Below are 14,867 nucleotides of genomic sequence, written 5' to 3'. Positions count from 1 at the left end.
CTAAAATTGCCGTTTGCCACAATCTCCGTATTCCCCGTCATCGCGTATTTCAGGGCGTCGCACAGCGAGGGAAAACGAGTACTGGCTGGTTTTATGGCTTTAAACTTCATCTGGTTATCAATGATTGTGGTGAACTTTTGGCGGTTAAGTTGACCTCAGGAAATAAAGATGATCGTCATCCCGTCAAAGCACTGGTACAAGGGTTAACAGGGTGTTTGTATGGCGATAAAGGGTATTTGTCACAGGCTTTGTGCGATGAACTGGAAGCAGAAGGAATAACGTTAATCACTCATGTCCGTAGTAACATGAAGGCAAAAGCGTTATCTCTCTGGGATAAACTGATGTTAAGAAGGCGATTTTTGATAGAAACGGTCGTGGATCAGCTCAAAAATATCTCGCAGATAGAGCATTCAAGACACCGCAGTCAGCTCGGTTTTTTATTGGAAATCGTCGCGGGCTTAATTGCTTATACATTCCAACCTAAAAAACCGAGCCTGAATTTACGGGATTGTGATATCGCTATTTTTAAACGAAGCTGAGGTTATCTAATAATAAAAAATACGAATTAGATTATTTATAGATAATAATCTAATAATGAATAATATTTTCAATATAAAAACGCAAAATCAATAATAATAAAAACCGGCCAAAAGATAACATTACAGAAGAATAGACAAGAAAAACTATGATGCTATAAACGACAAATAAGGTAGTAAATGTAAAATAAATCAGATTAATGCTCAGTTACTGGGCATTACCGGCAAAAACCTTATAGGCTGTCAAAAGAATAGTAAGTTGAGGCAATAAGAAACGCCGGCATCGCCAGCGTTTTTTACTTGTTAGCATCAGTTAATCAGAGATTAAGCTTCAGCAACAATGTTAACGTTCAATTTAGCGAATACATCGCTGTGTACCTGGAAGTTAACTTCGTGTTCACCAGTAGTACGCAGAACGCCATTAGGCAAACGCACTTCGCTCTTAGAAACTTCAACGCCCGCGGCGGTAACTGCATCAGCGATATCACGAGTACCGACAGAACCAAACAGTTTACCTTCGTCACCTGCTTTAGAAGCGATAGTAACGGAACCCAATGCATTGATTTTCTCAGCGCGAGCTTCTGCTGTTGCCTGAACGTTAGCCAGGTTAGCTTCCAGTTCAGCACGGCGAGCTTCGAAGAATTCGATGTTTTTCTTAGTTGCAGGAACAGCTTTGCCCTGTGGTACTAAGTAGTTACGGGCATAACCCGGTTTAACGTTAACTTGATCACCCAGGCTACCCAGGTTTGCTACTTTATCAAGCAGAATAATTTGCATTACCTTATCCTCTCAGAGTCGTTAATGGACTGTGCCGATTACTGATGACGATCAGTGTAAGGCAACAAAGACAGGTAGCGCGCGCGCTTGATAGCACGAGCGAGCTGACGCTGATATTTTGCACGGGTGCCAGTGATACGGCTTGGTACAATTTTACCGCTCTCGGTGATGTAGTTTTTCAGCGTAGCGATGTCTTTATAATCAATCTCTTGAACGCCTTCCGCTGTGAAACGGCAGAACTTGCGACGACGGAAATAACGTGCCATTTGGCTAGTCTCCAGAATCTATCAATTCAATCTGCTCGGCATGAAGAACCAGTTTGTTAAGACCATTGCGACCTTGATGGCAACTAATGAATCCTGAAACGGTTAATCGACTGCCGACCGTTATACTGTGAGTTAAAACTTGTAACAATTGTCCGCTGGCAATAACGGGCATTCTGCACCATGCTTGCCTGCTCAGACCGGCTTCCTGTTGCTGTGAACGGTGCTCAAGCACAAATTGACAATGAGGAATGCCGGCAGGACTGACTTTTCGAATGGGGACCTTGCACACTGTGCCAGAAAGCACCAAACGATTAGTTGTCACAGTTATTACTCTTCAGAATCCCCAGCTTCTTCAGCATCCATATTGGCGTCTTCCAGAGAGTAGTCACGGCTGCGACGTTCATCTTTGGCTTTAACCATTGGAGATGCTTCAGTTACCGCGTGCTTAACGCGCATAATCATGCTGCGGATAACGGCATCGTTGAAGCGGAAGTTAGTTTCCAGCTCATCAATCACTTCCTGCGGTGCTTCAACGTTCATCAGAACATAATGAGCTTTGTGCAGTTTGTTGATTGGGTAAGCCAGTTGACGGCGGCCCCAGTCTTCCAGACGGTGAATCTGACCTTGCGCGTTAGTGATAATCGCACTGTAACGCTCAATCATGCCCGGAACCTGTTCGCTTTGGTCAGGATGGACCATAAAAACGATTTCGTAATGACGCATTAGAATTGCTCCTTACGGATTATTCAGCCTCCTGTCAGGGTCAACCGCGGCCCGTGGAGGCAAGGAACTTGTTTAAGTGCGGCTGAAAAATTGACGCGTAACTATACCTACCCTACATAAAAAACTCAAGGAATGAACAATACAAAAACACTTTTGTTCATATGTGGGATAAATGAGTTATAACGAGCCGCGCTGACGCACCGCCTCAAATAGGCAAACTCCCGTAGCAACAGACACATTCAACGATGAGACAGAACCTGCCATTGGGATGCTAATCAATTCATCACAGTGTTCACGAGTCAGACGACGCATACCTTCCCCTTCCGCTCCCATCACCAGTGCCATAGGACCGGTTAGTTTGCTCTGATACAGCGTATGGTCTGCTTCTCCTGCTGTACCCACCACCCAGATATTGTACTCTTGCAATAAACGCAAGGTACGAGCCAGGTTGGTGACTCGAATAAGTGGTACGCTTTCCGCAGCACCACATGCCACTTTCTTCGCCGTGGCATTAAGCTGAGCAGAACGATCACGTGGAATAATAACAGCATGTACACCTGCTGCATCAGCACTACGCAAACAAGCACCCAGATTATGGGGATCTGTCACACCATCAAGCACCAACAAGAAAGGGGTTTCTGCTTGTGCCAGTAAATCTGGTAGGTCGTTTTCTTGGTACTGACGCCCTGGCTTCACTTTGGCAATAATCCCCTGATGCACTGCACCTTCCGTTTGATTATCCAGCCACTGACGATTTGCCAGTTGGATAGTCATCCCGATACTTTCCAGCGCATGAATCAATGGTGTCAGACGGCGATCTTCACGTCCTTTCAGGATATAAACTTCGATAAAACGCTGAGGATCGCGCTCCAGTAAAGCTTTAACGGCATGAATACCGTAGACAATTTCACTCATAATCTTCTTATTTTCACTGTTATACATATACAGCACTGACGAATACGTGAGCCTATTCGATAAGCTTCACGTACTCAGGGGGAGATTAAAATATTTACGCTATCCTGAAATAGGATAGCCCTTTGATTATTTATCTGCGCTTTTCTTAGCCCGTTTGGCTTTGAATTTAGCGGCAATTTTCTGAGTTTTGGTAGAAAGCGTCTTACCCTTTTTCTTATCCCCTTTAGGCTTATCCGCAGATCGCTCTTTACGAACAGCACCATCAGGCTCAAAATGAGCTTCTTTGCGATAACCACGCCCTTTTTTCTTACTGCTTTCGCGGCCAAGTTCTACTTTTCTCTCTTTATCGCGCGCTGTTTTACCTACATTCCGGGCTTTGCGGGTGGTAGAAAGCAGCTTAAAGTCAATATTACGTTCATCCATATGAACCGCTTCCACACGAATTTCAACTTCATCCCCTAACCGGAAAGTTTTACCCGAGTATTCACCCACTAAACGCTGACCGATATTATCGAAATGATAATAATCATTACTCAATGTGGAAACATGTACCAAGCCGTCAATAAACAGCTCATTCAAGCGAACAAAGAAACCAAAACCTGTCACACTCGTGATGATCCCAGTAAAAGTATTGCCCACCTGATCCTGCATAAAATCACACTTAAGCCAATCGGCGACGTCTCTCGTCGCTTCATCTGCGCGGCGCTCTGTCATAGAGCAGTGTTGGCCCAGTTGCAACATCTGTTCCATATCACTGTGCCATCCCCCAGTCGGTGTTCCACATTGCTCAACAATGCCTTGCTGTTTCGCTAGCAGATATTTAATCGCCCGATGCAACACCAGATCCGGGTAACGGCGGATAGGTGAGGTAAAATGCGCATAAGAATTTAATGACAGACCGAAGTGACCCCGGTTTTCCGGATCATAAATTGCCTGTTTCATTGAACGCAGTAATAGGGTTTGCAGTAGCTCATGATCCGGGCGTTCAGCCACTTGATGCATCAGTTGCGCATAATCCTTTGGTGTTGGTTGCATGCCTCCGGGCAGCGTCAATCCCAATTCGCCGAAAACCGAGCGCAAGTTAACAATACTCTCTTCTTTTGGCCGATCATGAATACGATAAAGCACCGGCTCCCCATTTTTTTCCACGAAGCGCGCCGCCGCAATATTCGCCAGAATCATGCATTCTTCAATCAATTTATGAGCATCATTGCGAACAATCGGTTCAATTCGCTCGATACGACGTTCAGCATTAAAGATAAACTTCGCCTCTTCTGACTCGAACGAGATTGCACCACGTTGCTCACGGGCATTTTCTAATGCCTGATATAATTCATGTAAATGCTCAATATGCTGAACTAGTGGCTTGTAGTGCTCACGCAGCTCCTCATCACCCTGCAACATTCGCCATACTTTGGTATATGTCAGACGGGCATGAGAATTCATGACGGCTTCGTAAAATTTATAGGATGATAATCGCCCCTGCGCTGAAATCGTCATCTCACACACCATACAAAGGCGATCAACCTGCGGGTTCAGAGAACAGAGGCCATTAGAAAGCACCTCCGGCAACATGGGGACAACCTGAGATGGGAAGTAAACCGAGTTACTCCGGTTACGTGCTTCGGCATCTAACACCGTTTGTGGGCGCACATAGTAACTGACATCAGCAATGGCAACCCATAAACGCCAACCACCACTTCGCTTCCTTTCACAATAAACGGCATCATCAAAATCACGGGCATCTTCACCATCGATTGTCACCAACGGCAGAGTACGCAGATCAACACGGTCTTTTTTCGCAGATTCTGGTACCTGCTCATCCAAGGAAGCAACCTGGTTTTCCACCTGTGGCGGCCAACTGTGGGGAATTTCATGAGTACGCAGGGCAATTTCCACTGCCATGTTCGTTCCCATCTTTTCACCCAACACTTCAACAATCTTACCGATAGCTTTTGTGCGGCGCGCCGGGCGTGTCATTAACTCGACTACCACCACATTCCCCATGCGAGCACCACCGCTTTCATCTTTCGGGATCAAGATATCAAAGCTTAAACGGCTATCATCCGGCACAACAAATCCCATACCAGAATCAAGAAAATAGCGGCCAACAATCTGACTGGTCTTAGGCACCAATACACGAACGATACGTGCTTCATTACGCCCTTTGCGATTCAGGGACAATGGTTGTGCCAGCACAACATCACCATGAATAGCCATTTTTAACTGCTCGGCAGAGAGATAAAAATCGTCTTTGTGACCTTCTACTCGTAGGAAACCATAACCATCTCTATGCCCAATAACAGTACCTTTCAGTAAATCCAATCTTTCCGGCAAGGCATAACATTGGCGACGAGTGAAAACCAATTGACCATCACGTTCCATAGCCCGTAAACGACGACGTAATGCTTCAATATCTTCATCGTTAATCAGATTCAGCTCTTGCGCCAGTTCCTGGCGACTTACCGGTACAGTATGTTTAGCAATAATGTCTAAGATGTACTCGCGGCTTGGAATGGGTGACTCGTATTTTTCTGCTTCGCGCCCCAAAAAAGGATCTTGTGACATCGCTGTTCCTCCGTTGTCATCAGCAGGCTGTTTGCGCCATTTCTTCATTCGGTCAGAAGCAGCTTGTAAAGGGGGATATTATCTTCAATCATATCAGCTAAAGTATGCTTATCCAGTTCTTCTAAAAACCTTTCTATTGCCTGATTTAATACAACCTTCAGACGACACGCAGAAGTGATATGGCAAGATTCCTGACTACAGTTAACCAATGATAATGGCTCAAGAGCGCGAACGACATCGCCAATTCTGATATCCTTCGCTGGCTTACCTAAACGGATACCGCCGTTTTTACCACGAACAGCATCCACTAATCCTAAATGACTCAATTGGTTAATGATTTTTACCATGTGGTTACGAGAAACACCATAAATATCAGTGACTTCAGAAATACTGGTCATCCGGCTTTGCGGTAAAGAAGCCATATAAATTAGCGCGCGCAAGCCATAATCTGTAAAACTCGTTAACTGCACATCAACCTCTGGATAATAAGATATAAACTAATATATCCGAGAACAAACTGAAAAAATAAGTATTTGTTCAACTTATATACCATGAATCTACTAAAATCATGTTGATCTCCTCATCGTTAAACAAAAAAGGCCACAATAAATAACAAAAAACCGGGCTGAAAAGCCCGGCTTTACCTGATTATAGGTACCATCAGGCATCAAACGGATCACGCAGAATGATAGTTTCTGAACGATCCGGGCCTGTAGAAATAATATCAACCGGAACACCGGTCAGCTCTTCTACACGTTTGATATAGTTCAATGCCGCCTGAGGCAATTTTCTATGCTCTTTCACACCGAAAGTGCTTTCATTCCAGCCAGGCATGGTCTCATAAACAGGTTCAATACCTTCCCAATCATCCGCTGCCAGAGGTGTCGTTTCAATTACACTGCCATCAGGCATACGGTAACCAGTACAGATTTTTACTTCTTTCAAGCCATCCAGCACGTCCAGTTTGGTCATACAGAAACCTGACAATGAATTGATCTGTACTGCACGACGGATGGCAATGATATCCAGCCAACCAGTACGGCGGCTACGCCCCGTAGTCGCGCCAAACTCTTGGCCTTTTTCGCGCAAGTAACTGCCAGTTTCATCAAACAGTTCAGTTGGGAATGGACCAGCGCCGACACGAGTAGAGTATGCTTTGATGATCCCCAAAACATAATCAACATAGCACGGACCTAAACCGGAACCTGTTGCAACGCCACCCGCGGTAGTGTTGGAAGAGGTCACATATGGGTAAGTACCGTGGTCAATATCCAACAATGTGCCCTGTGCACCTTCGAACATAACCAATTCACCTTTCTGAGTTGCTTTATACAACAAATCAGAAACGTCGACGACCATATCCGTCAAAATATCGGCAACAGCCATGATTTCATCTAGGGTCTTCTGGTAATCAACCGCCGGTTCTTTGTAGTAGTTAACCAGTTGGAAATTGTGATATTCGATAATTTCTTTCAGCTTAACGGCGAATGCTTCCTTATCAAATAAATCACCAACCCGCAGACCACGACGAGCAACTTTATCTTCATACGCAGGACCAATACCACGACCGGTTGTACCGATTGCTTTTGCACCACGCGCTTTCTCGCGGGCATTATCTAATGCAACATGGTATGGAAGAATAAGTGGACAGGCTTCTGAAATGAGTAGACGCTCGCGAACAGGAATACCACGGGATTCTAATGCGTTCATCTCTTTCATCAGCGCATCAGGCGCTAATACGACGCCATTTGCAATAATACTGATAACATTTTCACGCAGGATCCCTGATGGGATTAAGTGGAGAACGGTTTTTTCACCGTTGATAACCAGTGTATGACCAGCATTATGGCCCCCTTGATAACGAACAACATACTTAGCTCGTTCAGTCAGCAAGTCGACGATCTTGCCCTTGCCCTCGTCACCCCATTGGGTGCCCAATACGACAACGTTCTTACCCATTTCAAAATTCACTCGGTTGCTTAAAAATGGATTCTAACATCTCATCCCACACCTTTCAGTAATTTTTATCACATCCGTTATTTTTGTTAGCCGCCAGACATGACAAGGCCCGCCTGATGCGGGCCTTACTGAGTGGTTCAAAACTCATTAGTGCTGAACTGCACGCTTTTCAGGTGCTTTCATATAGCGGAAGAAATCAGCTTCTGGGCTTAACACCAGAACATCTTTCCCGTCTTCACTAAAGCTTTTCTCGTAAGCACGTAAGCTACGGATAAAGGTATAGAAATCTGGCGCTTGACTGAACGCATCAGCAAACAGTTTAGCAGCGTCCGCATCACCAGCACCACGCGATGTAAGCGCTTCACGCTCCGCTTTTGCACGGATTTCAATAACTTGCTTATCTGCTGCTGCACGCAGCTTTTCTGCTTCTTCCAAACCTTGTGAACGATGACGACGAGCTACCGCTTCACGCTCAGCACGCATACGCTGGTAAATCGCTTCTGAAACTTCCAGTGGTAAATTGATTTGTTTGATACGCACATCAACAACTTCAATACCCAATGCCGCCATACTGTTCGGATTGATAGCAAGCTGTTTATCTGCCGTTTCTTGCTCTACACGAGCCGCCACCGATGCAATAGCGTCATCCGCTTCAGTTGTACTCGCTGTTTCTTTATCCGTTGTACCTTTGTTCAGCGCATCACGAACATCTGTGGTCAATTGACCACGGGAATCCGTTACGATACCACGAACATCCTTACGGCCAATCTCAGAACGCAGGCGGTCACTGAATTTACGTTTTAACAATACTTCTGCTTGAGAAATATCACCATTGCCGGTCGCCAGATAATAACGGCTGAAATCGTTAATCCGCCATTTCAGGTAAGAATCAACTATCAGGTCCTTATTTTCACTGGTCAAGAAACGGTCGGCTTGAATATCCATAGTCTGGATACGAGCATCCAGTGTTTTCACCGTTTCAACAAAAGGTATTTTAAAATGCAACCCCGGCTCATAAACAATCGGTTTATTTCCCGCATCACGCAGAACCTTACCAAAGCGCAGTACAATACCACGCTGTCCTTCCTGCACAATAAATAGAGAGGCATAGAGTGCAACTAATACCGCGACAATAACAACGACTAATGATTTACGCATGATTATTATCTCCCTACCCTGATAACGTCATTACGCAGATTATCTGTTCGGTTATAATTCGCTCCCCGGCCTGAATTTGAAGGCACAGTTGGGCGGGTAACCCGCAGGTCAGAAGCTACCGTATTATCTGATTGCACTGTTCCCTCTTTTTTAACACCAGAAACATCGCCACGTAACATTTGTTCTAATGGTAATACCAACAAATTGTTATTGTGATCATTAACAATAACTTTGCGAGTACGGCTCAATACTTTTTCCATCGTTTCAATGTACAGACGTTCACGGGTAATCTCAGGCGCCTCTTTATACCTAGGCAGCATTTTGGCAAAGCCCGCCACTTCCCCCTGCGCTTCCAATACTACACGAGCCTTATAAGCTTTCGCCTCTTCAATGATACGTTGCGCATCACCTTTCGCACGTGGCAAGACTTCGTTCGAATAAGCCTCCGCTTCACGAATAGACTGCTGTTCATTCTCACGTGCAGCAATAACATCGTCAAAAGCAGCCTTGACTTCTTCTGGCGGACGAGCAGCCTGGAAGTTAACATCCAACAAAGTTATTCCCATGCGGTACGGAAGAATCGTCTTTTCCAATTCACGCTGAGTATCATCACGGACAATCATACGGTTTGCCGTCAAGATTTTATCCATCGTATATTTACCAACAACACCACGTACCGCGCTATCTGTCGCTTGACGCAGGCTGTTATCAGGACTTGTCACGCTATAAAGATAAGCGGCAGGATCAGTCACCCGATACTGCACGTTCATCTCCACGCGAACAACGCTTTCATCTGATGTCAGCATCACGCCAGAGGTTGCCAATTCACGAACAGATTCCACGTTAACTGGAACAACGTCATCAATGAATGTGGGTTTCCAGTTCAAACCTGGCTGCACAATATGGCTAAGTTTACCCAAACGGGTAACAACACCACGTTCTGTCTCTTTGATCGTATAAAAACCACTAGCGGCCCAGACCACGACGACAGCAACAGCGACAAGGCTAACAATACGCCCGCCAAATTTTGCCCCTTGGTCAGAACCATTACCGCCCTTGTTCCCACCAAAACCCCCGAGTTTACTGCTCAGCTTACGGAACAGATCGTCGAGATCAGATGCCCCACGGTTTCGACCATTTTTGTTCCCGCCGGAATTGCCGCTTTTATTGCTGCTTCCCCACGGGTCGCGGTCTTGTCCGTTGTTCCCGGGCTGATTCCACGCCATGTTTTAGCTCCATTCTTTTATGATTGGTTTTTCAGGCCAAGAGCCTCTTATCAACAAGCCGACTCTCAATCACATAAGTTTTCTGATATTCACCTGACAGGCACATCAGACAACATAATCAAACAAATCCTGTTCTTGTTTGCATAGACGGCGCCAGTCAACAATCGGCATTCTCACTTCGATACCAACTTTACCGTCCTCTTCTATCCACTCTTTCTCTATTGCTTGCAGTTGATAGAAGCGGCTGCGTAAACGACCTGCTTCCGGTGGCAAACGCAATTCGTAGTGTGCAATTTCACCCGAAAGACGCTCCGTTAACGCTTGTAACAATAACGGGATACCTTCACCGGTTTGCGCAGACAGCCAAACTCTAACCGGTAAGTTATCTTCGTTGCGATCAATACGCGGCGTGAAGCCGTCCAGCATATCAATCTTATTCATCACCAACAGTACCGGAATTTCATGCGCTTCAATTTCTTCCAGTACGCTGTCAACAGCGGCAATATTTTCGTCGATGCGGCTATCCGCAGCATCAACGATATGCAGCAACAATGTTGCTTGCCGGGTTTCTTGCAATGTCGCTTTAAATGCCGCTACCAAATCATGAGGCAAATGACGGATAAAGCCAACCGTATCAGCCAGTACCACCGTACCAACATCATTAACTTCAATCCGTCGCAACGTTGGGTCCAGCGTAGCAAACAATTGATCAGCCGCATAAACCTCAGCAGCCGTCATACGGTTAAATAAACTCGATTTACCGGCGTTGGTATATCCCACCAGTGAAACCGTCGGTATATCCGCTTTATTTCGCGCTTGACGCCCCTGTTCTCGCTGTTTCTCAACCCGGTTCAGACGACTCAGGATCTGACGGATTTTATCCCGTAATAAACGCCGGTCCGTCTCAAGCTGCGTTTCCCCTGGCCCTCTCAAACCAATCCCACCTTTCTGACGTTCAAGGTGAGTCCATCCCCGGACAAGACGGGTAGAAAGATGACGTAACTGCGCCAACTCTACCTGTAACTTCCCTTCGTGAGTCCGCGCCCGTTGGGCAAAAATATCCAGAATCACGCCGGTGCGGTCGATAACTCGACACTGACAGAGCCGCTCAAGATTGCGTTCCTGTGCAGGACTGAGTGCATGATTAAACAACACAACATCAGCACCACTAGCCTGTACCGCCTCAGCAATCTCTTCCGCCTTACCTTCTCCAACAAAATATTTCGGATGAGGGGCTTTCCTGCTCCCCGTGACAATTTGCACAGGAACTACACCAGCAGAAGTTACCAGTGATTCAAACTCACTGAGATTATCTGTGTCTTTATCCTGCGAGAAAAAAACATGCACCACAACGGCTTGTTCGCCGCCTTCATAACGTTCAAACAAAGGTGCGACCTCTCAGGCTGAGTAAAAAACTACAGGAAAAAACATAGGTAAAACCCCCTACCTATGTTTTTCTTCATTCTATTACTGCTCTCAAACTTATTCAGTACCATCACTTTCCTGTTGTGCTGCCGGAGCAGAAACGCCACCAGAATGATAATTACCTACGCTCGCCCCTACACTCGTACTGCTACTGTGATGAGAAACTGGGCGGGAAGGTACAACAGTAGAGATGGCATGTTTATAAACCATCTGGCTAACCGTATTTTTCAGTAAAATGACAAACTGGTCAAAAGATTCAATCTGACCCTGCAATTTGATGCCGTTGACCAAATAAATAGAAACCGGGACCCTTTCACGCCGCAACGCGTTCAGGAACGGATCTTGCAAAGATTGCCCCTTAGCCATTCTATATTTTCCTTATTTTGTTGTTTTTAACTAAGAACCTAAAGGTTCGAAAAAATGAACTACTCAAAAATTGCGCTTTGGTACTCATCAATTGTACACAATCAATAAACCTATGCACTAACAACCTGCATAACTGTGCTTAAAGCTTGCTCTGGTTGAGAACTATCCAACCAATGAACCGACTTCCAACCTCTGAGCCAAGTTATCTGACGCTTTGCCAACTGGCGCGTCGCACAAATACCACGATAAATCATTTCATCGTAGTCAATTTCGCCGGAAAGATAAGACCACATCTGACGATAACCAACACAACGAATAGAAGGTAAATCTACATGTAAATCATGACGAGCATAAAGTGCTTTAACTTCCTCTTCAAACCCTGATTCAAGCATTTGATGAAAACGCGCTTCAATGCGCTGATGAAGGAGCTCACGTTTTGCCGGTGCAATAGCAAATTGATGAACACGATAAGGCAGCGATTCTCCTGACAATTTAGTCAATTCCGTGAGAGTTTTACCTGAAATAAGAAAAACTTCCAGTGCCCGAGAAAGTCTCTGTGGATCATTAGGATGAATTCTTAACGCCGCCACAGGATCAATCTTTTGTAGTTGCTGATGCAATGCATCCCATCCTTGCTCTGCCGCCTGTTGTTCTATTTGTGCCCGAATAACCGGATTAGCAGAAGGTAAAGGCGACAAACCATCAAGTAACGCCTTGAAATAGAGCATCGTCCCTCCCACCAGCAGAGGAATACGGCCAGAAGCAGTAATTTCTGCCATCTCCTTCAAAGCATCGTGACAAAAATCAGCAGCAGAATAAGGTTGAGAAGGGTCCAAGATATTGATTAAACGATGAGGTGCCAACGCTTGCTCTTCGGTTGTTGGTTTGGCGGTACCAATATCCATTCCACGATAAATTAGCGCAGAATCAACGCTGATCAGTTCCACAGGAAGATGCTGGCGTAAAGCGACAGATAAAGCTGTTTTGCCTGAAGCCGTCGGACCCATAACAAAAATTGCCGTTGGTAGATGTTGAGTTTTCTGATCACTCATGAGTAAGAGATGCCACCACTGCTTGTAAATCAATTAATTGTAATAACCCATCTGGTGGAGATTTTACCAGTTGTGGGCAAAGACGCTCAACATCAGCTAATAACTGTACCGCCTGAGCAACGTTCCACGTTTCATACTCACTGCCGATATGACGAGCAAGCCAAGTTACAACCTGTTCTGCCGATGCTGATGGCTGTTGTGCCAAATAACCTAGCAACTCAGGAATTAATTTAGGCAGATTTTGTTGACGTAATGGTAACGATACCGCACATAGTGTCGCTTTTCCATGAGATACCGATGCTTCAATACCAAAAGAGCCCAATAAGTCACTATAACGATTTAAAGCACCAGCTTCCTCTTTACTAAGAGATAGTTTCAGCGGTATCAACAATGGCTGTGATTTCAGCCCTTGCTCTGTTGGTGTTAACTGCGCTTGTCTTAACCAGCGTTCAGCTACCGGCAAAGATAACAACCCAATTCCCAATGGAGATTCAATCAGAGCATAACATGGTGAATATATACTCAATATCTTACCAAAACTATGATTGCTATTTTTAACCTGAACAGGAGCAGAAGTGACCTTTTCTGCCATAACTGGAGCGGTTCTTGCCGGAAACAGCCCTCTTTTTTCTTCAGGTTCAGACTGCATCAGTTTCTGATATACCTCACCCTGACGTTTCTGATAATGATCTCCATGATATTGGCGATTTTCACCACCGCGAGAACCCTCCATATTTCCTTTACTTGACAAAACCTCTTTTGGTGATGATGTTGCCACAGATGTCGCATGGCTTTGACGGGAAAAATGATTTCCCCCTGCTGATGGCCGGTTTTCCGGCTCCCAAGCTGGAGCAGGTTCACAGCAAGCCATATCCAGTTCGGCACCACTTCCGCGCTGTTTCAATACGGCTGTTACACCCTGATAGATAAAATCATGTACCAAACGGGCTTGATGGAAGCGAACTTCATGCTTCGCAGGATGCACATTCACATCCACTTGATGTGGATCAACCTCCAAATATAAAACATAAGCAGGCTGTTGTTCCCCTCGGAGCAAATCTTGATAAGCCTGACGGATAGCATGATTAATTAAGCGATCACGCATCATACGCCCGTTGACATAACAATATTGAATATCACCACTCGCCTCAGTATTCATCGGGTCAACAACCCATCCTTTAATCGATAAATCGTCGTGCTGCCAAGCAAGAGAAAGTGCCCGTTGCACAAACGCGGTACCACAAATGGAAGCCAACCGCCTCTCATACTGTGATTCATCTTTTGCCGGCCGGTATTGGCGCACTAATTTACCGTTATGATGCAAATTGATTAATACATCCAAACGCGCCAACGCAATGCGTCTAACGACTTCATCAATATGACCAAATTCCGTTTTTTCTGTTCGCAGGAACTTGCGCCGCGCGGGGGTGTTATAAAAGAGATCCAATACTTCAACAGTACTGCCTACTGGATGTGCTGCCGGCTTTACGGTCACTGCCATATCCCGCCCTTCCGCGTAAGCTTGCCAGGCTTCATGCTGTTCTTCAGTACGAGAAGTTAATGTCAGACGCGAAACTGAGCTGATACTCGCCAGCGCCTCTCCACGAAATCCCATACTGATAATGGCTTCCAAATCATCAAGGGTAGCAATCTTACTGGTAGCATGACGAGCCAACGCTAGCGCAAGATCCTGATGGTTGATGCCACAGCCATTATCACGGACACGAATAAGTTTTACTCCACCCCGCTCAATTTCAATATCAATACGGTTAGCACCAGCATCAAGGCTATTCTCCACCAACTCTTTTACTACTGATGCAGGTCGTTCCACGACTTCGCCAGCCGCAATTTGATTTGCTAATTGAGGAGGTAAGATCTTGATCGCCATATTTAACC

The 14,867-nt window shown here is 45.5% G+C and carries 15 protein-coding genes; 1 reads left to right on the top strand and 14 read right to left on the bottom strand.

The window, feature by feature from the left end:
- Positions 1-539: IS982 family transposase (locus tag SLS51_RS19330; protein ID WP_323840226.1), on the top strand; the 539-nt coding region annotated here is incomplete at its 5' end.
- Positions 540-860: 321 nt separating this feature from the next.
- Here SLS51_RS19330 and rplI read toward each other — a convergent pair.
- The 14 genes from rplI to mutL all read right to left on the bottom strand — a co-directional run bounded on the left by rplI (position 861) and on the right by mutL (position 14,859).
- A complete protein-coding gene (gene rplI, locus SLS51_RS19325) occupies positions 861-1,313 on the bottom strand; it encodes a 50S ribosomal protein L9 (RefSeq protein WP_323840225.1) in 453 nt (150 codons plus the stop codon).
- A gap of 38 nt (positions 1,314-1,351) precedes the next feature.
- A complete protein-coding gene (rpsR, locus tag SLS51_RS19320) occupies positions 1,352-1,579 on the bottom strand; it encodes a 30S ribosomal protein S18 (RefSeq protein WP_000135199.1) in 228 nt (75 codons plus the stop codon).
- Between the two features lie 4 nt (positions 1,580-1,583).
- Positions 1,584-1,901, bottom strand: coding sequence for a primosomal replication protein N (gene priB, locus SLS51_RS19315; protein WP_011148645.1), 318 nt, complete (start codon positions 1,899-1,901; stop codon positions 1,584-1,586).
- A 5-nt stretch (positions 1,902-1,906) separates the two neighbouring features.
- Positions 1,907-2,302, bottom strand: coding sequence for a 30S ribosomal protein S6 (rpsF, locus tag SLS51_RS19310; protein WP_323840224.1), 396 nt, complete (start codon positions 2,300-2,302; stop codon positions 1,907-1,909).
- Between the two features lie 177 nt (positions 2,303-2,479).
- Positions 2,480-3,217 (bottom strand): 23S rRNA (guanosine(2251)-2'-O)-methyltransferase RlmB, encoded by a 738-nt coding sequence (rlmB, locus tag SLS51_RS19305; protein WP_323840223.1) that lies wholly within the window; start codon positions 3,215-3,217, stop codon positions 2,480-2,482.
- A 126-nt stretch (positions 3,218-3,343) separates the two neighbouring features.
- The gene (rnr, locus tag SLS51_RS19300) at positions 3,344-5,785 is read right to left on the bottom strand and encodes a ribonuclease R (protein ID WP_323840227.1); all 2,442 of its coding nucleotides are present in this window, start codon (positions 5,783-5,785) and stop codon (positions 3,344-3,346) included.
- Positions 5,786-5,829: 44 nt separating this feature from the next.
- Entirely contained in the window at positions 5,830-6,255 is a 426-nt protein-coding gene (gene nsrR, locus SLS51_RS19295; RefSeq protein WP_011148649.1) for a nitric oxide-sensing transcriptional repressor NsrR, read from the bottom strand.
- A gap of 190 nt (positions 6,256-6,445) precedes the next feature.
- Positions 6,446-7,744 (bottom strand): adenylosuccinate synthase, encoded by a 1,299-nt coding sequence (locus SLS51_RS19290; RefSeq protein ID WP_112872310.1) that lies wholly within the window; start codon positions 7,742-7,744, stop codon positions 6,446-6,448.
- A 147-nt stretch (positions 7,745-7,891) separates the two neighbouring features.
- Positions 7,892-8,902, bottom strand: coding sequence for a protease modulator HflC (gene hflC, locus SLS51_RS19285; protein WP_323840222.1), 1,011 nt, complete (start codon positions 8,900-8,902; stop codon positions 7,892-7,894).
- Positions 8,903-8,907: 5 nt separating this feature from the next.
- Positions 8,908-10,128, bottom strand: a complete 1,221-nt coding sequence (gene hflK, locus SLS51_RS19280; protein WP_323840221.1) for an FtsH protease activity modulator HflK — start codon at positions 10,126-10,128, stop codon at positions 8,908-8,910.
- Positions 10,129-10,233: 105 nt separating this feature from the next.
- Positions 10,234-11,514, bottom strand: a complete 1,281-nt coding sequence (hflX, locus tag SLS51_RS19275) for a ribosome rescue GTPase HflX (RefSeq protein ID WP_323840220.1) — start codon at positions 11,512-11,514, stop codon at positions 10,234-10,236.
- Between the two features lie 96 nt (positions 11,515-11,610).
- Positions 11,611-11,919: an RNA chaperone Hfq gene (gene hfq, locus SLS51_RS19270; protein WP_323840219.1), complete on the bottom strand. Its 309-nt coding sequence runs from the start codon at positions 11,917-11,919 to the stop codon at positions 11,611-11,613.
- 110 nt (positions 11,920-12,029) lie between these two features.
- A complete protein-coding gene (gene miaA, locus SLS51_RS19265) occupies positions 12,030-12,971 on the bottom strand; it encodes a tRNA (adenosine(37)-N6)-dimethylallyltransferase MiaA (protein WP_323840218.1) in 942 nt (313 codons plus the stop codon).
- Positions 12,964-14,859 (bottom strand): DNA mismatch repair endonuclease MutL, encoded by a 1,896-nt coding sequence (gene mutL, locus SLS51_RS19260; RefSeq protein ID WP_323840217.1) that lies wholly within the window; start codon positions 14,857-14,859, stop codon positions 12,964-12,966. The genes miaA and mutL overlap by 8 nt, the downstream gene beginning before the upstream one ends.
- Positions 14,860-14,867: the final 8 nt, after the last annotated feature.

The sequence above is a fragment of the Photorhabdus africana genome (genome assembly GCF_035181445.1).
Taxonomy (GTDB): Bacteria; Pseudomonadota; Gammaproteobacteria; order Enterobacterales; family Enterobacteriaceae; genus Photorhabdus; species Photorhabdus laumondii.
The sequence above is the reverse complement of the archived record's forward strand: the minus strand, read 5'-3'. Positions and strand labels throughout refer to the sequence as shown.